This is a genomic window from Rahnella sp. BCC 1045 (genome assembly GCF_019049615.1).
Classification (GTDB): domain Bacteria; phylum Pseudomonadota; class Gammaproteobacteria; order Enterobacterales; family Enterobacteriaceae; genus Rahnella; species Rahnella contaminans.
On sequence record NZ_JAFMOZ010000108.1, the window covers coordinates 25,737 to 45,412 of the forward strand.

Annotated in this window: 17 protein-coding genes; 7 read left to right on the forward strand and 10 right to left on the reverse strand. The window is 55.2% G+C overall.

The genetic code is table 11. From position 1 onward, the window contains the following. Positions 1-8: 8 nt before the first annotated feature. The gene (locus J1782_RS06105) at positions 9-803 is read right to left on the reverse strand and encodes an SDR family oxidoreductase (protein ID WP_217152658.1); all 795 of its coding nucleotides are present in this window, start codon (positions 801-803) and stop codon (positions 9-11) included. A gap of 112 nt (positions 804-915) precedes the next feature. Between J1782_RS06105 and J1782_RS06110 the strand changes: the two genes are divergently transcribed. Next, positions 916-1,362, forward strand: a complete 447-nt coding sequence (locus tag J1782_RS06110) for a helix-turn-helix domain-containing protein (protein WP_208950262.1) — start codon at positions 916-918, stop codon at positions 1,360-1,362. Between the two features lie 46 nt (positions 1,363-1,408). On the opposite strand, the gene J1782_RS06115 is transcribed toward J1782_RS06110, so the two are convergent. From J1782_RS06115 to J1782_RS06135, 5 genes are read right to left on the reverse strand one after another with little or no spacing between them, the layout of a single operon-like run. Next, the gene (locus J1782_RS06115) at positions 1,409-3,436 is read right to left on the reverse strand and encodes a CocE/NonD family hydrolase (protein ID WP_217152659.1); all 2,028 of its coding nucleotides are present in this window, start codon (positions 3,434-3,436) and stop codon (positions 1,409-1,411) included. Further along, positions 3,433-5,076: an ABC transporter ATP-binding protein gene (locus tag J1782_RS06120; protein WP_217152660.1), complete on the reverse strand. Its 1,644-nt coding sequence runs from the start codon at positions 5,074-5,076 to the stop codon at positions 3,433-3,435. Before J1782_RS06120 ends, J1782_RS06115 begins: the two co-directional genes overlap by 4 nt. Then, positions 5,073-5,900: an ABC transporter permease gene (locus J1782_RS06125; RefSeq protein ID WP_208950264.1), complete on the reverse strand. Its 828-nt coding sequence runs from the start codon at positions 5,898-5,900 to the stop codon at positions 5,073-5,075. Before J1782_RS06125 ends, J1782_RS06120 begins: the two co-directional genes overlap by 4 nt. A 12-nt stretch (positions 5,901-5,912) precedes the next feature. After that, positions 5,913-6,860, reverse strand: coding sequence for an ABC transporter permease (locus J1782_RS06130; RefSeq protein ID WP_152326341.1), 948 nt, complete (start codon positions 6,858-6,860; stop codon positions 5,913-5,915). Further along, the gene (locus J1782_RS06135; protein WP_217152661.1) at positions 6,860-8,443 is read right to left on the reverse strand and encodes an ABC transporter substrate-binding protein; all 1,584 of its coding nucleotides are present in this window, start codon (positions 8,441-8,443) and stop codon (positions 6,860-6,862) included. Before J1782_RS06135 ends, J1782_RS06130 begins: the two co-directional genes overlap by 1 nt. A 218-nt stretch (positions 8,444-8,661) precedes the next feature. On the opposite strand from J1782_RS06135, the gene J1782_RS06140 reads away from it, so the two are divergent. Beyond that, positions 8,662-8,937 (forward strand): cyclic nucleotide-binding protein, encoded by a 276-nt coding sequence (locus J1782_RS06140; protein WP_152325824.1) that lies wholly within the window; start codon positions 8,662-8,664, stop codon positions 8,935-8,937. A gap of 56 nt (positions 8,938-8,993) precedes the next feature. Here J1782_RS06140 and J1782_RS06145 read toward each other — a convergent pair whose 3' ends face one another. Together J1782_RS06145 and J1782_RS06150 are read right to left on the reverse strand one after the other, a co-directional pair. Then, positions 8,994-9,884, reverse strand: a complete 891-nt coding sequence (locus J1782_RS06145; protein WP_217152662.1) for a LysR substrate-binding domain-containing protein — start codon at positions 9,882-9,884, stop codon at positions 8,994-8,996. Between the two features lie 24 nt (positions 9,885-9,908). Next, on the reverse strand, positions 9,909-11,327 hold the full coding sequence (locus tag J1782_RS06150) for a PLP-dependent aminotransferase family protein (protein ID WP_152325826.1): 1,419 nt from the start codon (positions 11,325-11,327) through the stop codon (positions 9,909-9,911). A 168-nt stretch (positions 11,328-11,495) separates the two neighbouring features. Here J1782_RS06150 and J1782_RS06155 point away from each other — a divergent pair, with 168 nt between their 5' ends. Continuing rightward, the gene (locus J1782_RS06155) at positions 11,496-11,759 is read left to right on the forward strand and encodes a DUF1127 domain-containing protein (RefSeq protein WP_217152663.1); all 264 of its coding nucleotides are present in this window, start codon (positions 11,496-11,498) and stop codon (positions 11,757-11,759) included. Positions 11,760-11,824: 65 nt separating this feature from the next. On the opposite strand, the gene J1782_RS06160 is transcribed toward J1782_RS06155, so the two are convergent. Together J1782_RS06160 and metG are read right to left on the reverse strand one after the other, a co-directional pair. Continuing rightward, positions 11,825-12,979, reverse strand: coding sequence for an iron-containing alcohol dehydrogenase (locus J1782_RS06160; RefSeq protein WP_152325828.1), 1,155 nt, complete (start codon positions 12,977-12,979; stop codon positions 11,825-11,827). Positions 12,980-13,043: 64 nt separating this feature from the next. Beyond that, on the reverse strand, positions 13,044-15,074 hold the full coding sequence (metG, locus tag J1782_RS06165) for a methionine--tRNA ligase (RefSeq protein ID WP_208950267.1): 2,031 nt from the start codon (positions 15,072-15,074) through the stop codon (positions 13,044-13,046). A 152-nt stretch (positions 15,075-15,226) separates the two neighbouring features. Here metG and apbC point away from each other — a divergent pair, with 152 nt between their 5' ends. From apbC to asmA, 4 genes are all read left to right on the forward strand, one after another. Next, positions 15,227-16,339, forward strand: coding sequence for an iron-sulfur cluster carrier protein ApbC (apbC, locus tag J1782_RS06170; RefSeq protein ID WP_152325830.1), 1,113 nt, complete (start codon positions 15,227-15,229; stop codon positions 16,337-16,339). 145 nt (positions 16,340-16,484) lie between these two features. Then, positions 16,485-17,126, forward strand: a complete 642-nt coding sequence (gene udk, locus J1782_RS06175) for a uridine kinase (RefSeq protein ID WP_120506638.1) — start codon at positions 16,485-16,487, stop codon at positions 17,124-17,126. 38 nt (positions 17,127-17,164) lie between these two features. Next, the gene (gene dcd / locus J1782_RS06180) at positions 17,165-17,746 is read left to right on the forward strand and encodes a dCTP deaminase (protein ID WP_152325831.1); all 582 of its coding nucleotides are present in this window, start codon (positions 17,165-17,167) and stop codon (positions 17,744-17,746) included. Between the two features lie 44 nt (positions 17,747-17,790). After that, positions 17,791-19,641, forward strand: coding sequence for an outer membrane assembly protein AsmA (gene asmA, locus J1782_RS06185; RefSeq protein WP_217152664.1), 1,851 nt, complete (start codon positions 17,791-17,793; stop codon positions 19,639-19,641). Positions 19,642-19,676 lie beyond the last annotated feature (35 nt).

Consider the following 19,676-nt stretch of genomic DNA (forward strand, 5'->3'; position numbering starts at 1 on the left):
TCTCACTGTCAGGCTTTGTAACGCGGCGCGGCGTGAGATTGCAGGAAGTTCGGCACCATCGCAGAACGCAGGGCGTCAAAATCGTCCCACTGTTTTTCGTCCTGCAACGGCGGAATGGTGACTTTTTCTTTGCGGTCAAAGCCCAGCAGCGCGGCATCTACCAGTTCACCGACTTCCATGACTCCCGGTACTTCATCGATATTTTTGCCCGAACGCGCCCAGATTTCGGTACGCGTTGCGGCCGGTAACACGGCCTGAACGTACAGGCCGCGTTCTGCCATTTCAAATTGCAGCGTCTGGCTGAAAGTCAGCACAAAAGCCTTAGTCGCGGAATACACCGCCGATTGCAGCTCCGGCGTCAGCGCCATCACTGAAGCGATATTAATAATTGCGCCGTCTTTATGTTTAATCAGACCGTCGAAAGCGACACGGGAAAGACGTGCCACTGAGGTGACATTCAGGGTGATCAGATTCTCGATAGCCCCGGCGTCACTGTTCTCAAAACCGGCTTTCAGTGAAGCCCCGGCGTTATTGATCAGCAGGGAAATCTGCGGCGCGGCGCGGATGAAGTCTTCGACACGGGCGAGATCTTCGCTGCGGGTCAGGTCAGCAGGCAGCACGGTGATATTTACGCCTGACTCTTGTTGCAGGCGATCGGACAGCGCATTAAGACGTTCAACGTCACGGGCAACCAGAATTAAATCGTAACCACGCTTTGCCAGGCGATCGGCATAGGTTGCGCCAATACCGGTGGATGCCCCTGTGATCAAAGCAACAGATTTGGAGCGAATAGAATCTGACATAGTAGAACCTCGGGTTTGAATAAGTGGTTTAATTATGAAACCAGATGATTTTTAGCACCAGTGGTTTTATAATGCAACCAGATTATTTAAACCGCATTGAGCAGGAAGTGCCATGAAACGAACCCGTCTGGAAAATACGCCTTGTCCGGCAGGCCGTGCGCTGGATTTAATTGGTGACTGGTGGACGCTGCTGATTGTCCGTGATGCCATGCGTGGAATTTCGCGTTTCAGTGAATTCCAGCGAAGCCTGGGCGCGGCTAAAAACATTCTCAGCACGAGACTGAAAGCGCTGGTGGCGGAAGGTATTTTGAAGGTTGAACCGGCGGCGGATGGCTCGGCGTATCAGGATTATGTGTTGACAGAAAAAGGGCTGGCGCTGCAACCGGTGCTGGTCGCGCTGGGGCAGTGGGGAAGTGAATACCTGTTTGAAGAAGGCGAAGCCTGCACGCTGCTGGTTGATAACAAAAACCGCCAGCCGCTGCGCAAACTCGAAATACGTGCGCAGGACGGGCGGGTGCTGGAGAGTCAGGACATTACGGCGATAATTCCTGAAGTTTGATTCAAATCCCAATCCGCTCCACCTCAGCGAAGGGGGATAAGCAAAGTTACCGCGCAATTCTCTCGTGCCAGTATTTCGTGAATTCTTCTTCGCCGTTCAGACTCACCACCATGTCGCCGCTGACGATAAAGTGGGTCAGATCACTACGCAGCTCGAGCGTAATTTCCGCCTCCATCCACCAGCCTTCTCGCCCCATTTTCATGGTTTGCGTCAGCAGATAGCGCGCGGAAAGCGGGTCACTGTTACTGACCGTCAGCTCGCGGCGTAGACCGTGATCGACGGTCGTATCGATATCATCGAAACGGTAAACGCCTTCACCGAATACGCCACCCACGCCGTGGGTCACGCTGGCCCAGCTGTCGGTGAGGAAATCATAGGTGATGTTGCGATCAACGCGTCCCGGTGACAGCACGGTCTGCGGGGTAAGCGGGGCGCTTTGTGGTTCGGCGATCGGGCCATCAACCGGTACCGGCTGTTCGCAAACCGGCAGACTGAGCTGCGCGCTGTGCAAATCTACCGTCAGCGTCGCGGCTTCTGCCATCGGCCAGATCATCGGCCAGAACGTGGTTGCCAGCGAGAGCCGCAGGCGATGTCCGGCGGCAAAGCGGTGAGCGATGCCATCCAGCTGTACCGGTACTTTGACTTTTTGCCCCGGTACGAGCGGTACAGATTTATCGTGGCCGTGCAGATGCGCCAGATTCAGCCAGCCGTGGGTGACACGGTTGACCGCACCTTCCGGTGAAACGTCGGAAAGGCGCACGTAAAGCATCGCCGCCGGTTTATCACTGCTCAGCTCCACAGTGAATTCCGGAAAACCGAAGATGGACAGCGGCTCGGCCAGCGGTTCGCCGTCAAAGATTTCCGCCATGCCGTCGTCAACGCGCTGATCCGGCGGCATTTCACCGGGCACGCCAGCGCCCATCCATTCCCCGGCCATCAGCCCGTGATTCTGAGGCGAACAGATATTGATGACGCCCGCGCCGGCATCCGGCTGAGTATTCAGCTGGCCGCGCGAAAGCCAGCGGGGCATGTAATTAATATTGCTGGCGGTGCCGCGATCAAATCCCACCCATTCGCCTTTGCTGACCGGACGCATCGCCGAAGGCGGCTGGCTGTCCTGCAACCATGTCTGAATCATCGGGCCTTCCATCGCGCCGTTTTGTTCGCCCTTCAGCCAGTGATCCCACCAGCGAACCGCTTCCTGCAGGAAACCGATCGCCGGTTCCGGCGTGCCGTCCTGCGGATAAATATGCGCCCACGGGCCGAGAATGGCGCGGCGCGGAACCTGTAAATTGTCCATCAGGCGGAAAACGGCATTGCTGTAGGCATCTGCCCAGCCGCCGATCGCCAGCACCGGACATTCAATGGCTGACCAGTCTTCGCACACCGAGCCGTGCTGCCAGTATTCGTCACGCAGCGGATGCTCCATCCACAACGCCGGGAAGAACGGCATGTTTTCCAGACGGTTCAGCCAGTCTTTGTACCAGCTTTCACCGACCAGCGCCGGATCGGACGGACGGCTCTGGTACGCCAGCATAATGCCGCCCCACCAGAGGTTATCGTTAAGCAGGCAGCCGCCTTTGTAGTGGATGTCATCGCGGTAGCGGTCGTCGGTTGAGCATACGGTGATGATGGCTTTCAGCGCCGCAGGACGACGGGCGGCGACCTGCAATCCGTTAAATCCGCCCCAGGATTTGCCCATCATGCCGACGTTGCCGCTGCACCAGTTTTGCTGCGTGATCCATTCGATGACTTCGAGCGCGTCGTCCTGTTCCTGCAACAGGTATTCGTCGGCCAGCAATCCGTCGGATTCGCCGCTGCCGCGCATGTCCACACGCACCACTGCATAACCGTTGCCGGCAAAGAATCCGTGCATCGGTTCATCGCGGGTGCGGGTTCCGTCGCGCTTGCGGTAAGGAATGTATTCGAGGAGCGCCGGAACCGGCTGGCTTGCGGCGTCGTCCGGCAGCCAGAGGCGGGCGGCGAGGCGCGTGCCATCGCTCAGCGGTATCCACAAATGTTCAGTCACGGTGACGGCGTGGGGGAATTCGGTCACGATGCGTTTGGTATTCATAAGACTCCTGTCGAAGGAATGGCTGTAGCCGGAAGCGGAACGTTGCGCAGGGCGAGAACGTCGTCCAGCCAGCGGGTGCGCATTTCCGGTACGGACGTCAGCAGTTTTTCGGTGTAGCTGTGCATAGGCGCGCTGAATACCACGCCGGTATCGCCACTGGCGACCACCTGGCCCTGATACATCACCGCAACCTGATGGGCGATACGTTTCACGGTGCCCAGGTCGTGGGTGATAAACAGGTAAGACAGCCCGAGCTGTTCCTGTAAGCGGCGCAGCAGATTCAGTACTTCCTCAGCGACCAGCGGATCGAGCGCGGAGGTGGCTTCGTCACAGATAATCAGTTCCGGCTGCGCAGACAGCGCACGGGCTATACAGACGCGCTGTTTCTGCCCGCCAGAAAGCTCGCCGGGACGACGGTCGATCAGCTTTACCGGCAGCTCCGTCAGGCGCAGTAACTCTTCCACGCGCTCGCGAACCTGCTTTTTGTTCATCCCGAAATAGAAACTCAGCGGGCGGCCAATGATATCCAGCAGCGTCTGGCGTGGGTTGAGCGCCACGTCGGGAAGCTGATAAATCATCTGCATCCGGCGCAGGGTTTCTTTGTTGCGCTTCTGGTAATTATGCGAAAGCGCCGTGCCGTCGAAGTCCACAGAGCCTTCGGTGTCCGGTAGCAGACCCACCAGCGCCCGCGCCAGCGTACTTTTTCCGCTGCCGGATTCACCGATAATCGCCAGCGTTTTGCCGCGAGGGAGTTGCAGACTGACATCATGCACCACGCGTTTGCCGTTATAACCGGTGCTGAGTTTCTTCATGGTCAGCAGCGGCTGGCCGGACGATTCATGGCCGCCGGTCAGTGGCGCCAGCGCGTGTTCACGCTCCGCGACCAGCCTGCGGGTGTAATCCTGCTGCGGGTTTTCCAGAATGGTTTGCGTGCTGCCGGTTTCCACTTCCTTGCCGTGACGCAGCACCATAATGCGGTCGGCGAGCTGCGCGACAACGGCCAGATCGTGCGTGATATACAGCGCGGCGGTGTTGAACTCACGCACCAGTTTGCGCAGCATCACCAGCACTTCAATTTGCGTGGTGACGTCCAGCGCCGTGGTCGGTTCATCCATGATCAGCAAATCCGGTTTACAGGACATCGCCATCGCGGCCATTGCGCGCTGAAGCTGTCCGCCGGAAAGCTGATGCGGATAACGCTTGCCGATGTTTTCCGGATCCGGCAAATCCAGTGAGCGGAACAGGGAAATCGCCCACTGGCGGCTTTCTTCTTTGTTCATCAAACCGTGGCGGATCGGGCCTTCGCATACCTGTTTTTCGATGGTCAGCGCCGGGTTAAACGAGGCGGCGGCGCTTTGCGCGACATAGGCCACGCGTTTGCCGCGCCACTCGCGTTTAACGCGCGAAGGCTGTGAAACAATGTTGGTGCCGTCGAGGATCACCTCGCCGCCCGCAATCCGGCAGCCCTGACGTGCATAGCCCAGCGCCGCCAGCCCGATGGTGGATTTGCCTGCGCCGGATTCACCAATCAGGCCGAGCACTTCGCCCGCCGCCAGTTTCAGCGAAATATCCTGCACCAGCGGCGAACCGTCGAGGGTTTCAATGCGCAGGCCGCGCATTTCTAAAATCGTGCGTGTCATGCTTCATCTCCCTGCGGCAGGCTGTTACGGGCCAGCAGCCAGTCAACCACCAGATTGACGCCAATCGTCAGCAGTGCAATCGCCGCCGCCGGATAGAGCGGCGCAAACTGACCAAAGTTAATCGCCTGCGCGTTGTCACGCACCATGCTTCCCCAGTCAGCATATGGCGGCTGAATGCCTAATCCTAAGAAGCTCAGACCCGCAATAAACAGGAAGGTAAAGCAAAAGCGCATACCAAACTCTGCCAGCAGCGGCGGCAGGGCGTTAGGCAAAATTTCTTTGAACAGCACCCAGCGCAACCCTTCACCACGCAGACGCGCCGCTTCGACATATTCCTGACAGACAATCGCCTGGGCGACCAGGCGTGCCAGACGGAACACGCGGGTGGCGTCGAGCAGGGCGATGGTCAGCACCAGAACCGGAATCGAGGTGCCCATTACGGATAATACGATCAGCGCGAAAATCAGCACCGGAATCGACATCACGGTATCGACGATGCGCGAAAGCACGGTATCCACCCATTTGCCGTAAATCGCGGCGGTGAAACCGGTGACGATGCCGATGATAAATGAGCTGAAGGTGATGGTCAGGGCGATGGCAATTGTCGTGCGCGCGCCAAATAAAATGCGCGAAAGCATGTCGCGCCCGAGGCTGTCGGTACCAAACGGCGTGGCGGAAGACGGCAGCAGCCAGATATCGCCAACCTGTTCGGTTTCGCTGTGAGGCGCAAGCCACGGCGCGAAAATGGCGGCGAAGAGATTCACCGCAATAATCACAATGCCAATCCAGGCCGACAGCGGGATGTTAATGAAATACCGGTTCATGCTGTCCCTCTTTTAGCGCGCATGGCGCAGGCGTGGATTACACCAGATCGCCAGTAAATCGGCGGTGGTATTAAGAAAAATGTAGGTGCCGCCAAACAGCAGACCGCAGGCCTGAACGACCGGCAGGTCTCGCTTGGTGACAGCGTCCACCATGTACTGGCCAATGCCCGGATAGACGAACACTACTTCCACCAGAATGACGCCAACCACCAGATACGCCAGATTGAACGCCACGACGTTGATGATGGGCGCAAGAGCGTTGGGCAGCGCGTGCGAAACCACAATACGCCAGCGCGGAATGCCTTTAAGCACCGCGCTTTCGATGTACGGGCTGGACATCACCGCCGTCACCGATGCACGCGTCATGCGCAACATATGCGCCAGCACGACCAGCGTCAGCGTGAGCATCGGCAGGGTGCAGACGTAAAGCCGGTCGGCGAACGAAGATGAACTGTCAACCATCGCCAGACTCGGGAACCACGTCAGGCGGATAGCAAAGGCGATCACCAGAATGTAGCCGACAAAAAACTCCGGCACGGAAATGCTGATGAGCGTGAGGGTATTTGCCAGCCGGTCAAACACGGAACCGCGCCAGATGGCGGAAGCGATACCCAGACCGACCGCCAGCGGAATGGCGATCACGGCGGCGTATCCGGCCAGAAACAGCGTGTTCGCCAGACGCGGCAAAAGTTCGTCGCTGATGGCGCGACCGTTCGCCAGTGAATGACCTAAATCGCCGTGCAGAATCCCTGCCAGCCAGTGCAGATAGCGCAGCACCGACGGTTCATCCAGACCCAGTTGCAGCCGCAGAGCCGCCACGGTTTCCGGCGTCGCGCTTTGCCCTAAAATCGCGGTAGCGACGTCGCCGGGCAGCATTTCTGTGCCAATAAAAATCAGCACAGAGACCAGCCACAGCGTGATAATGCCCAACAGGACCCGCTGTAAAATCCGTTTTTTCATCATGCCTCCAGCCAGACGCGCTCGGCCAGACGACCACCCATGAAGTTGAACATCGGATGCGGTTTGATCCCGCCGACTTTTTTGCTGGCGGCATCGAGATAATCACCAAACAGCGGGATCATCGCACCGCCGTTGTCGCGCACGATGCTTTGCAGCTCGCCATAAATTTCTGCGCGTTTGGCTTCATCGAGCAGTGAACGCGCCTGAAGCAGCAGGGCGTCAAACTTCTCATCTTTCCAGTGCGTGTCGTTCCATTTGGCGGTGGACTGGTACGCGGTTGAAAACATCTGGTCAGCCGTCGGGCGTCCGCCCCAGTAACCCATGCTGAACGGGGCCTTCATCCACACATCGTCCCAGTAGCTGTCGGCAGGCTGGCGCTTGATGTTGACCTGAATGCCGCCTTTCTGTGCCTGACCCTGGAACAATGCGGCGGCGTCGAGCGCCCCGGCAAAGGCGGCGTCAGACGAAGACAGCTCGACTTTCAGGTCGGTTAATCCGGCTTTTTTCAGGTAGAACTTTGATTTGTCCGGATCGTATACACGCTGCTCGAGACTGTGGTTGAAGAAACGGTCGGTTTTCGGGATCGGGTGATCGTTGCCCAGCGAGCCGTAGCCGCGCAGTACGGTATCAAGAATTTTCTGGCGGTCGATGCCGTGTTTAATCGCCATGCGCACATCGTTGTTGTTATACGGCGCGACGCTGCAATCCATCAGGAATGTAAAGTGCTGGCCGCCGGAGGAACGGATAATGTTCAGGGCCGGGCTGCGTTTGAGGAAATCGACGGTTTTGAAATCGACGCGGTTGATCGCGTGAACCTGACCGGAAATCAGGGCGTTGGTGCGCGCGGTCGGGTCGTTGATCACCAGCACTTCCACGGCGTCAACAAAGGCGCGATCCGGCTTCCAGTAATTCGGGTTACGTTTGAACAGCGAGCGTACGCCCGGTTCGTACTGATCAAAGATAAAACCGCCGGTGCCAATCGGGTGCGACCAGTCGGTGAAGCCCGCGGGCACGACCACCAGATGGTAATCTGCCAGCAGGTACGGCAGGTCGGCGTTGCCGCTGTCGAGAGTAATCAGAATCTGGTTGTCGCCCTGTTTGGTCAGGCCGGTAATCGGTGCCAGCTGCGTTTTGATGGCGCTTTTGGATTTGTCGCCGCGGTGCAGGTTGATGGAGTAAAGAATATCGTCGGCGTCCAGCTTTTTGCCGTTGTGGAAGGTGACGCCATCACGGACGGTAAACACCCATTCGGCTGCGCCCGGTTTGGCTTCCCACGCAGAGAACAGTTCAGGCGTGGCTTTGTTATTTTCATCAATTTCAATCAGGCCATTCATCAGCATATATGCCAGGTTGAGCGGCACCCAGTCGCTGAATAACGTCGGGTCGAGCGTATCACTGGTATTTCCGCCTGACATACCCAGTTTTAATACGCCGCCTTTTTTGGGTTCAGCAGCGAAAGCAGAGAAGGGTGAAAAACCTAAGGCACTGGTAATACCCACAGCGGAAGCGCTGGTAATAAAGCCGCGACGGCTAAGTTGTGCATCCTGCATTAATTTCGTCAAAGGGGAATTATTATCTTTCATTAATTTTCTCCATAGTACGTGCTGGAATTTTATAGGTGCAGGCGAAATACCCCGGGTGTATCTAATTGGCGCAATGGATTGCCCTGATGATTTATATCAAAACCCCCTGTTGAACTTGCATGAGAATTTATCATGAGGGTATGCGAAAAATGCGCGGCAGAACACCCTGAAAAGCTTTATTTTTCTGAGCTATCAATGACAGGAAAGGGAAGTGGCCGGTGGAGATGCATACGGTTGTCGGTTTAATTGGGGTATTTTGCTACCTTCTTGCCTATGCGCTGGTTCAGATGCGCAGGCTAGCGGTTGATGCTAACAGTTACGCCTATCTTAATATAATCGGCGGTGTGTTTGGCCTGTATTCGTTAAGCCATGATTTTAATCTTGCATCCTGTATTTCACAGTCATGCTGGCTGTTGTTTACATTAATCGGGATGAATTCTGCAAGAAAACGCAGAGTTCTGGAGAAAAATAAAATCCCGCCCGCTGATATATAAATAACATATAAGATTATTATTATTTTCTCCTCCCCGTGCGAAGGGGGAGGAGTTTTTTAAGGCTGTTTCAGCCAGTTAATTACTTTATGCACCACCGGTTTCAGGAACCGGTCTTGTGGCGTCAGCATGTAGCATTTTCCGGCAGCAGCCAGTTTACCCGGATGCGCGGCGACCAGTTGTCCGCTGTTGATGTAATCCTGTACCAGACCTTCCCAGCCCAGAAGAACGCCATCGCCCAGCACCGCTGACTGCACCAGAAACGGGTAGTTGTTGGCGCGCCATGTCCGGCGCGGGGTGACGAAAGTGACATCCTGTGAGGCGAACCAGTCGCGCCAGCCGGTCCATTCCCGTTGCGGATCGTCCTGAATCAGCAGTGTTTGTTCCAGCAAATCCGCCGCGCTGGCACGGGCGGGCAAACGGTTGAACAATTCCGGCGAGCACATCGGATAACAGACTTCATCAAACAGTGCCTGCACGTGATAGCCGGGCGGCGGTTCGCGCAGATAGAAAATAGCCAGATCAAATTCTGATGACTTCAGTTCAGAAAAGCTGTCGGAAATTTTCATCTGGATTTGCAGATCCGGCATCAGCTGGCGTAAAGAAGACAGGCGCGATGACAGCCACAGGCCGCTCATGGCGCTGGTACAGGCCAGCGTCACCTGCGGTAAACCGTTCCAGCCCATGACTTCGGCCGTCGAAAGCGAGATATCGCCGAGCAGTTTCCGGACCTGATGCGCGTAAGTTTCACCGCGCGGTGTGAGCGTGGTTTTACGCTGCGCCCGCTGGAAAAGTTTGCAGCCGAGCATTTCCTCAAGCTGAATAATCTGGCGGCTGATGGCGCTTTGTGTGAGGTTCAGCTCGTCGGCTGCCCGGGAAAAACTGCAATAACGCGCCACACATTCGAAGGCCACCAGGGTGTTGAGCGGTGGTAACGGTTCTATCTGCACAGTGATGAGTTCTCCGGGATGCGTTTAGCAGCTTTCCAGCATGTATGAAACCATCTGCCCGACCTGCTGAACGGCGCGTTCAGTTTTGGCCGCCAGAGGCTGAGCATAGTTAATACGCAGACAGTTGCGGTATTTCCCTGAAGCGGAAAATATCGAACCGATCGCAATTTGCACAAAATGTTCTTCCAGCAGCCGGTTCAGGCGCTGCGTATCAACGCGTTCGTCCAGCTCAATCCACAGCAGGAAACCACCCTGAGGGCGGCTGACCCGCGTGCCACACGGAAAATATTTCATCACCCAGTCGGTCATGGTGCACAGATTGCGCTGGTACTGATTACGCATTCTGCGCAGATGCTGAAGGTAATGGCCCTGTTTGATGAAATCCGCGATGGCGATTTGCGGCAGCGTGGCCGACGCGCCGGTGGTGATGTATTTCATGTGCAGTGCGCGGTCGTGATATCGGCCCGGTGCAATCCAGCCGACGCGCAGACCGGGCGCGAGCGTTTTTGAAAATGAGCTGCAAAGCAATACGCGGCCGTCGTCGTCAAACGAAGTAATGGTCGCCGGGCGCGGATACTGATAGGCCAGTTCGCCGTAAACATCGTCCTCGATAATGGCGATATCGTAACGCTGCGCCAGCCTCAGCAGCGCTTTCTTGCGGTCATCCGGCATGTTGTAGCCGAGGGGATTGTTACAGTTTGGTGTGAGCTGGATAGCTTTGATGGGCCACTGTTCCAGCGCCATTTCCAGTGCTTCCAGGCTGATGCCGGTGACCGGGTCTGTCGGAATTTCCAGTGCTTTCATGCCAAAGCCTTTCAGGGTTTGCATCGCGCCGTGAAAACTCGGGGAATCTACCGCCACAATATCGCCGTGTTCGCAAACGGAACGAATGGCGATAGACAGCGCTTCGTGACAGCCGGTGGTGATCAATATATTGCTGGCATCCATATGGCTGCCGCTGTCGATCATCAGGCGCGCAATCTGTTCGCGCAGATCTTCGGAGCCGTAAATGCTGTCGTAGTGAAAGGCATTGAGGTTCTGATGTTGTCCGGCGCGGCCCATCAGACGGCTGAGCGGTTTGAGCGTGGCGGCGGTGACGTCCGGTGAACCGCGCCCCAGCTGAACAAAACCGGGAAGGTGCGGCGAGGTGATCAGCTCCAGAACCTGATCCCACTGGGAAATTTCCACCGGGCGCTGCGTCGGACGACACCCGCTCGGCAGCGCCGCCTGCAACCGGGCTTCCCTGACGAAGTAACCGGATTTCGGACGTGCTTCCACCAGCTGTTTTTCTTCCAGGACGCGGTACGCCTGCTGAACGGTACTGACGCTGACGCCGTGCTCGCTGCTTAAGACGCGCACCGACGGCAGGCGGATCCCCGCCGGGTACAGCCCTTGTTCGATGCGTTCGCTCAGTACATTCGCCAGATTTTCGTAACGGTTCATTTTCATTCCCTCAACGTCTGCGCAATAAGAGCAGTACAGATGCGTCTAATCTAACGCTGAATCTGTCATTGGATCCAGATCTGTATGGTTGAAATACAAAATAACTGAATCTGTAATGTTTTTGCCGGATGTTAGATCCTGATCACAGGTCGTTAACAGGAGCAGAAAATGAAAAATACCATTGAAGAACGGCAGTTTGCCGCTTGTGAGTCAGTGCGTAGTGCCGAAAGTGTTGCACCGGTACAGATGCCGGTTAAGCAGGGCGGATGGGTAAAACAGGTGTTCAGTGTTTTACATGCCTGGAATGAGCGCCGCGTCAGCCGCAAACTTCTGCATGCGCTGAGCCCGGAGCAACTGAAAGATATCGGGCTGGCAAGATCGGATATCGATAAAGAGTATCCACGAAGCGTCTGGCCGAACTGGCCGAAATAAATGAGACGTTATAAAAAAGGGGAAACGGTGTCGCGTTTCCCCTTCGATTTCTTCAGCTGCGGCTTTTAGTAGCTCAGGCTGAGAATGCGGCGGGCAGCCACCCGATCGATATCTTTGTGTTCGCCCATCGGCAGCAGGTTGAAGCGGGTCAGATTCTCCAGCACTTCTTCAATGACTTTTTCCGGCACGCCGTACGCGCTGATGCGCGTTTTCACGCCCATATCATCAAAGAAATCGCGGGTTTTATCGATGGCCGCGGTGATACGGGTTTCTTCATCACCGTCGGTCAGCCCCCAGACGCGCTCTGCGTATTGCAGCAGTTTGAGGCGTTTAGTTTCACGTTGTACCTGAAGCAGCGAAGGCAGCAGAACGGCCAGCGTTTCAGCGTGATCCAGATGATAGAGCGCGGTGAGCTGGTGGCCGATGCGGTGCGTTGCCCAGTCCTGCGGCACGCCGACGCCAATCAGACCATTCAGTGCCAGCGTTGCCGACCAGGTGACGGTTGAGCGCACATCGTAATTTTCCGGATCGGTCAGCGCTTTCGGGCCTTCTTCGATAAGCGTCAGCAGCAGGCCCTCGGCAAAACGATCCTGCACTTTGCCGTAAACCGGATACGTCAGGTATTGCTCAATCACATGTACAAAGGCGTCAACCACGCCGTTGGACACTTGTTTAACCGGCAGCGTGTAGGTTTTTCGCGGATCCAGCACGGCAAACTGCGGGTACAGATGCGCGTCGCTGAAACCCATTTTTGCGCCCAGTGCGACGTTAGTGACCACGGCTGTCGGGTTCATTTCCGAACCGGTCGCCGGTAACGTCATGATGCAACCGAGCGGCATGGCTTTTTCCAGCGGCAGGCGTTTCGACCACATATTCCAGACGTCGCCCTCGTACAGGACGGCGGCGGCGATAAATTTGGTGGCATCCACGACAGAACCGCCGCCAACGGCCAGCAGGAAGTCGATTTTTTTCTCTTTAACCAGCTCAACGGCAATCATCAGGGTTTCGAAATGCGGGTTAACCTCAATGCCGCCAAATTCGAAAATTTCGCGGTCACCGAGAGCTTTGCGCGCTTCATCAATCGTACCGAATTTTTTTGCGCTGCCGCCGCCGTAGGTAATCAGGACGCGGGCGTTGGCCGGAATGTACTGGCCGATATCGGCAATACGCTGTGTACCAAAAAGAACGCGGGTGGGATTGTAGTAATCGAAGTTAAACATAGCAGGAACTCCTTGAACCTCCCCCCGGGGATGAGGGGAGGGGCTTACTGAGAAACGCAGTGGCTTATTTCACCTGCATGCCAGGTTGTGCGCCGGAATCCGGGCTGAGCAGGAAGATGTCTTTTCCGCCAGGGCCTGCGGCCATCACCATGCCTTCAGAAATGCCAAAGCGCATTTTACGCGGCGCAAGGTTCGCGACCATGATGGTCAGACGGCCTTCCAGCGCTTTCGGATCCGGATAGGCAGAGCGGATACCGGAGAAGATCTGACGGGTTTCGCCGCCCAGATCCAGTTGCAGACGCAGCAGTTTGTCGGAACCTTCCACGAAATCAGCGCTTTTGATCAGCGCGATACGCATGTCGACTTTTGCGAAGTCATCAAAGGTGATGGTTTCCTGAATCGGATCATCCGCCAGCGGGCCGGTTGCTGGGGCTTTCGCTGCCGCAATGTCTTCTTTCGATGCATCAACCATGGCGGTCACTTTATCCAGTTCGATACGGTTAAACAGCGCCTTGAACGGATTCACTTGATGAGAAAGCAGCGGTTGTGCAATCGCATCCCACTCAAGCGTGGTGTTCAGGAAAGCTTCTGTGCGTTCAGACAGTGAAGGCAGAACCGGTTTCAGGTATGTCATCAGAACGCGGAACAGGTTGATGCCCATTGAGCAAATCGCCTGCAGGTCCGCGTCGCGGCCTTCCTGTTTTGCCACAACCCACGGCGCCTGTTCGTCTACATAACGGTTAGCCAGGTCAGCCAGCGCCATGATTTCACGGATTGCACGGCCTGATTCGCGGCTGTCATACGCCTGCGCAATACTTTCAGCGGCATCCGTGAAGGTTTTGTACAGCGCTTCATCCGCCAGTTTATCCGCCAGTTTGCCGTCAAAACGTTTGGCGAGGAAACCGGCGTTACGTGAAGCCAGGTTGACCACTTTGTTCACGATGTCTGCGTTAACGCGCTGCACGAAATCTTCCAGATTCAGGTCGATATCGTCGATACGGGAAGACAGTTTCGCGGTGTAGTAATAACGCAGGCAGTCTGCATCCAGATGGTTCAGATAAGTGCTGGCCTTGATGAAGGTGCCGCGTGATTTAGACATCTTCGCGCCGTTCACCGTCACATAACCGTGAACGAACAGGTTGGTTGGCTTGCGGAAATTGCTGCCTTCAAGCATTGCCGGCCAGAACAGGCTGTGGAAATAGACGATGTCTTTACCGATGAAGTGATACAACTCGGTGGTGGAATCTTTCTTCCAGAACTCGTCGAAGTTCAGGTCGCTGCGGCGGTCACACAGGTTTTTGAATGAACCCATGTAGCCGATTGGCGCGTCCAGCCAGACGTAAAAATATTTGCCCGGCGCATCAGGAATTTCGAAACCGAAGTACGGCGCGTCGCGGGAGATATCCCACTGTTGCAGGCCGGATTCAAACCATTCCTGCATTTTGTTCGCGACCTGCTCCTGCAACGCACCGGAACGGGTCCACGCCTGCAACATCGCGCTGAATTCAGGCAAATCAAAGAAGTAATGCTCGGAATCACGCAGCACAGGCGTCGCGCCGGAGACCACAGATTTCGGCTCGATCAGTTCGGTCGGGCTGTAGGTTGCACCACACACTTCACAGTTATCGCCGTACTGGTCTGGCGATTTACATTTCGGGCAGGTGCCTTTAACGAAACGGTCAGGCAGGAACATGCCTTTCTCCGGATCGTACAGCTGAGAAATGGTGCGATTCTTGATGAAACCGTTTTCTTTCAGACGACCATAAATCAGCTCCGACAGTTCACGGTTTTCGTCACTGTGCGTGGAGTGATAGTTGTCGTAGCTGATGCCGAAGCCGGCGAAGTCTTTCTGATGCTCCTGGCTCATTTCGGCAATCATCTCTTCCGGCTTGATACCGAGTTGCTGTGCTTTCAGCATGATCGGTGTGCCGTGCGCATCGTCCGCACAGATGAAGTGCACTTCATTGCCACGCATTCGCTGGAAACGAACCCAGACGTCAGCCTGGATATGCTCGAGCATGTGACCGAGGTGGATGGATCCGTTGGCGTACGGAAGTGCACAGGTTACCAAAATTTTTTTCGCGACTTGAGCCATAGTAAGAGCTTGCTTTCTGTTGTTGAAATCAGGGGCATTGATGTTAACCGAAAGCGCCGCCCCGCGTAAACAAACGGGGGGATCTCCTTACGTGTGTTCTGTTATGCTTAGGGTAAATAACTAGTCTGATAACCAGTTTTCAAGGAGCCGGGATGACATCTCAATCCCCACAGCAGACCACACCCGCAGGGCTGCGCGCACTCGTGACCGGCGTACTGGCCACCTTCCGCCATTCAACACTTCAAAAAGATTTAGCTGCGATAAAAGCGGTGCATCATTGCGTGCTGATGGACGAAGTTCTGCATATCGATCTGACGCTGCCGTTTGCCTGGAACAGCGGTTTCGAGGTGCTTAAAGATGAAACCAGCGGTGAATTGCTGCGGGTTACCGGCGCTTCGGCCATTCAGTGGAACCTGCGTCACGATATCGCCACGATGAAACGTGCCAATGATCAGCCCGGCATTAAAGGCGTACGCAATATTCTGGCGGTCAGCTCAGGCAAAGGCGGCGTGGGTAAATCCACCACGGCGGTGAATCTGGCGCTGGCGCTGGCCGCGGAAGGCGGAAAAGTCGGTATTCTGGACGCGGATATCTATGGCCCGTCGGTGCCGAACATGCTGGGCACGGAAGAAGAGCGTCCGACATCACCGGATGGTGTACATATGTCGCCGATTATGGCGCACGGACTGGCGACTAACTCCATTGGTTATCTGGTCACCGACGAAAATGCGATGGTGTGGCGCGGCCCGATGGCCAGCAAAGCGCTGATGCAGATGTTGCAGGATACGCTGTGGCCGGATCTCGATTATCTGGTGATTGACCTGCCGCCGGGCACCGGCGATATCCAGCTGACGCTGTCGCAAAATATTCCGGTGACGGGCGCGCTCGTGGTGACCACGCCGCAGGACATCGCGCTGCTCGACGCTATGAAAGGCATTGTGATGTTTGAGAAAGTACATGTGCCGGTGTTAGGCATTATCGAAAATATGAGCATGCATGTGTGCAGCAACTGCGGGCATCATGAACCGATTTTCGGCACCGGCGGCGCACAACGTCTGGCCGAAAAATACCGTTGCGAATTACTGGCTCAGTTACCGCTGCATATTTCGCTGCGCGAGGATTTGGATCGCGGCGAACCGACCGTTGTCTCTAATCCTGAAAGCGAGTTCACGACGATTTATCGCGAACTTGCGTCAAAAGTAGCGTCGCAGCTGTTCTGGAAAGGCGACGCGATTCCGACAGAAATCGCTTTCCGGGCGGTTTAATCTCCCAACTCTGCGAATTATTGCCCGATGTCAGCGATTACACCGCCTTAACGCTGGCATCGGGTAGTGTGTTGTACTTATAATTGGCGCGTTCAAAGCACACGCTGTGCTTGCCTTCCAACTTCCAAATCAGGTCTTTAATTTTATGTCTGACAAATTCCATCAGTGTGTCATCGTGGGTATCGCTGGCGCATCTGCTTCGGGAAAAAGCCTCATCGCCAGTACGTTATACCGTGAACTTCGTGATCAGGTAGGTGATGAGCATATCGGGGTGATCCCGGAAGATTGCTACTATAAAGACCAAAGCCATATGACCATGGAAGAACGGGTCAAAACCAACTATGACCATCCCAGTGCCATGGATCACAATTTGCTGTTCCAGCATTTGCAGGCAATGAAGTCAGGTCAGGCTATCGAATTACCGAGTTACAGTTTTATCGAACATACCCGTCTGGCTGAGACCGTGACGCTCAAGCCTAAGAAAGTCATTATTCTGGAAGGGATCCTGTTACTGACCGACGTGCGTCTGCGTCAGGAAATGAATTTCTCTATCTTCGTGGATACACCGCTGGATATCTGCCTGATGCGCCGCATGAAGCGCGATGTCAACGAGCGTGGCCGCTCTATGGATTCCGTGATGGCGCAATACCAGAAAACTGTCCGTCCAATGTTCCTGCAATTTATCGAACCTTCAAAACAATACGCAGACATCATTGTGCCGCGTGGCGGTAAAAACCGGATTGCGATTGATATTCTTAAGGCGAAAATCAGCCAGTTCTTCAACTAATCGCGGAACAATCCGTAGAAAACCACACCGGAGATACGATGAGACTTTGCGATCGAGACATAGAAGCCTGGCTGGACAGCGGCAAATTAGGCATTTCACCCCGTCCGCCGGTTGAGCGGATTAACGGTGCAACGGTAGATGTGCGTCTGGGTAACGGTTTTCGCGTTTTCCTCGGCCATAACGCTGGCTTTATCGATCTGAGTGGCCCGAAAGACGAAGTAAGCGCGGCGCTGGACAAAGTGATGAGCGACGAAATCGTTCTGCCGGAAGGTGAAGCTTTCTTCCTGCATCCCGGCGAACTGGCGCTGGCGGTCACTTTTGAATCCGTCACTATTCCGGATGATCTGGTGGGCTGGCTCGATGGCCGTTCTTCACTGGCGCGTCTGGGCCTGATGGTACACGTCACGGCACACCGCATCGATCCGGGCTGGAAAGGTCGCATCGTCCTTGAGTTCTACAATTCCGGTAAACTGCCTCTGGCGCTTCGCCCGGGTATGCTGATTGGCGCGTTAAGCTTTGAACCGTTGTCCGGTTCAGCTGCACGCCCTTATAACAGCCGTCAGGATGCGAAATACCGCGACCAGCAAAGTGCAATTGCCAGTCGTATTGATAAAGACTGATTCTGTTTTTTATCGGCGTGAGCGGATGAAAACGTGAGGAAGGCATGAGAAGACTACTGACAACACTGGTGATTTTACTGGTGGTTATCATTGCCGGCATGACTTCGCTGGTATTTCTGATCAACCCGAACGATTTCCGTCAGTACATGGTGGAAAGGGTTGAGGTGAAAAGCGGTTACAAGCTGGCCATTAATGGTTCGCTGCGCTGGCACGTCTGGCCGCAGCTGAGCATTATTGCCGGGCAGACATCGCTCACCGCGCCGAGTGCGAAAGAACCGGTGGTCAGTGCTGAAAATATGCGACTGGATGTCAAACTCTGGCCTCTCATTTCTCATCAGCTCGCCGTAAAGCAAGTTTTGTTTAAAAATGCGATTATCCGGTTAACGCCGGATACCGAAGAGAATCAGCCCGATGCGCCGGTTGCTCCATCTTCTCCGGTTCCTGTGGCGCCCGGTGCGTCTGAGCTGGACGCTGGCTGGAAGTTCGACATTGATAAAATCAGCATCGCTGACAGTTTGCTTATCTGGCAGCGTGGCGACGATGAACAAATCAATGTGCGCGACATTAATCTCGAAATTGATAAAGACGACAACCGGCAGGCCTCTGTCCAGCTTTCCAGCCGCATCAATCGTAATCAGCGTGATTTAGCCTTCACGATGAATGCGGAACTGGATATGCAGCATTATCCGCAGGCCTTTGCTGCCAACATCAGCAAATTTACCTATCAGCTGAGCGGCGCGGATATTCCGGTTAAAGGCATTCAGGGCAACGGTTCGATGCAGGCGAGTTATCAGCGGGAGACTAATGCTGTGACGCTCAGCCAGATGGCGCTGACCGCCAATGATAATCAGATCTCCGGTACGGCTTCGGCCACGCTGGGCGATGAACCGAATTATCAGCTGAACCTGAACGCGGAAAAACTCGATCTGGATGCGCTTTCCGGCTGGCAGCCGAAAACAACGGAAGAGACAGCCACGACTTCTCAGGCCATTACGTCGGCGCCGGTTATTGCGCGCGACATAGATGAACAACCCAACGGGCTGAGTGAACTTCAGACATTCAATGCGCACCTGGCGCTGAAAGTGGCTGATCTTACTTACCGTGGAATGAAAATTCAGAACCTGGCGCTCGAAGCTGATAATCAGCAAGGGCAGGTTTCGCTGTCGACGTTCAGCGGCAACATGGGTACCGGCAATTTCTCACTGCCAGGCAAAATGGATGTGACGGGCAAGAAAATTCAGGTTCAGTTGGTGCCTGACGTCAACAAGATTGAGCTGGGCGATTTGCTTTCGGCATATGAGTTGCCTAAGGCGCTGACCGGCAACTTCTCGCTGAAGGGTAATGTGAGCGGTGAAGGCCTTTCAGCCGCTGATTTCGCGCGGCACTGGCAGGGCGATGGCCAGATTTCAATGGATAATGCGCGTCTGAATGGCATGAATATTCAGCAGCTTATCCAGCAGGCTATTGCGAGAAACAGCGATAAAGTTCAGGGCCTCGACCGTTACGAGCACTACAGCCAGATTGATACGCTGAATGCGAAAGGTCATCTTGCCGATGGCACGCTGACGCTGAGCAATATGGAAGGAGTGTCGCCGATGGTCACCGGCAAAGGTGACGGCACCATTAATATGGCTGCACAGCAGGTGGATTTGAATCTGCTGATCCGCGTAACCGGCGGCTGGAAGGGCGACAGTAATCTGATCAATACGCTGAAAACGACCGATATTCCGCTGCGGGTGTACGGGCCGTGGTCGCAGATGCATTATCAGTTGCAGGTTGACCAGATATTGCGTCAGTCACTGGAGCAGAGCGCCCGCAGCGCTATCCAGAACTGGATTGATAAACGCAAAGACAGTAAAGCCGGTGATGAAGTTCAGAAGATATTGAAGAAGTAACATCGGATTAGCCGGGAATAAAAACGGGGTGCTCA

What these genes read in the sequence shown, in the direction of transcription:
- J1782_RS06135 (WP_217152661.1), bottom strand. Translation starts at nt 8,443, where the DNA reads ATGAAAGATAATAATTCCCCTTTGACGAAATTAATGCAGGATGCACAA.
- J1782_RS06155 (WP_217152663.1), top strand. Translation starts at nt 11,496, where the DNA reads ATGAAAAATACCATTGAAGAACGGCAGTTTGCCGCTTGTGAGTCAGTG.
- dcd (WP_152325831.1), top strand. Translation starts at nt 17,165, where the DNA reads ATGAGACTTTGCGATCGAGACATAGAAGCCTGGCTGGACAGCGGCAAA.
- udk (WP_120506638.1), top strand. Translation starts at nt 16,485, where the DNA reads ATGTCTGACAAATTCCATCAGTGTGTCATCGTGGGTATCGCTGGCGCA.
- J1782_RS06150 (WP_152325826.1), bottom strand. Translation starts at nt 11,327, where the DNA reads ATGAACCGTTACGAAAATCTGGCGAATGTACTGAGCGAACGCATCGAA.
- J1782_RS06120 (WP_217152660.1), bottom strand. Translation starts at nt 5,076, where the DNA reads ATGACACGCACGATTTTAGAAATGCGCGGCCTGCGCATTGAAACCCTC.
- J1782_RS06125 (WP_208950264.1), bottom strand. Translation starts at nt 5,900, where the DNA reads ATGAACCGGTATTTCATTAACATCCCGCTGTCGGCCTGGATTGGCATT.
- J1782_RS06110 (WP_208950262.1), top strand. Translation starts at nt 916, where the DNA reads ATGAAACGAACCCGTCTGGAAAATACGCCTTGTCCGGCAGGCCGTGCG.
- J1782_RS06130 (WP_152326341.1), bottom strand. Translation starts at nt 6,860, where the DNA reads ATGAAAAAACGGATTTTACAGCGGGTCCTGTTGGGCATTATCACGCTG.
- J1782_RS06115 (WP_217152659.1), bottom strand. Translation starts at nt 3,436, where the DNA reads ATGAATACCAAACGCATCGTGACCGAATTCCCCCACGCCGTCACCGTG.
- J1782_RS06105 (WP_217152658.1), bottom strand. Translation starts at nt 803, where the DNA reads ATGTCAGATTCTATTCGCTCCAAATCTGTTGCTTTGATCACAGGGGCA.
- J1782_RS06160 (WP_152325828.1), bottom strand. Translation starts at nt 12,979, where the DNA reads ATGTTTAACTTCGATTACTACAATCCCACCCGCGTTCTTTTTGGTACA.
- metG (WP_208950267.1), bottom strand. Translation starts at nt 15,074, where the DNA reads ATGGCTCAAGTCGCGAAAAAAATTTTGGTAACCTGTGCACTTCCGTAC.
- apbC (WP_152325830.1), top strand. Translation starts at nt 15,227, where the DNA reads ATGACATCTCAATCCCCACAGCAGACCACACCCGCAGGGCTGCGCGCA.
- asmA (WP_217152664.1), top strand. Translation starts at nt 17,791, where the DNA reads ATGAGAAGACTACTGACAACACTGGTGATTTTACTGGTGGTTATCATT.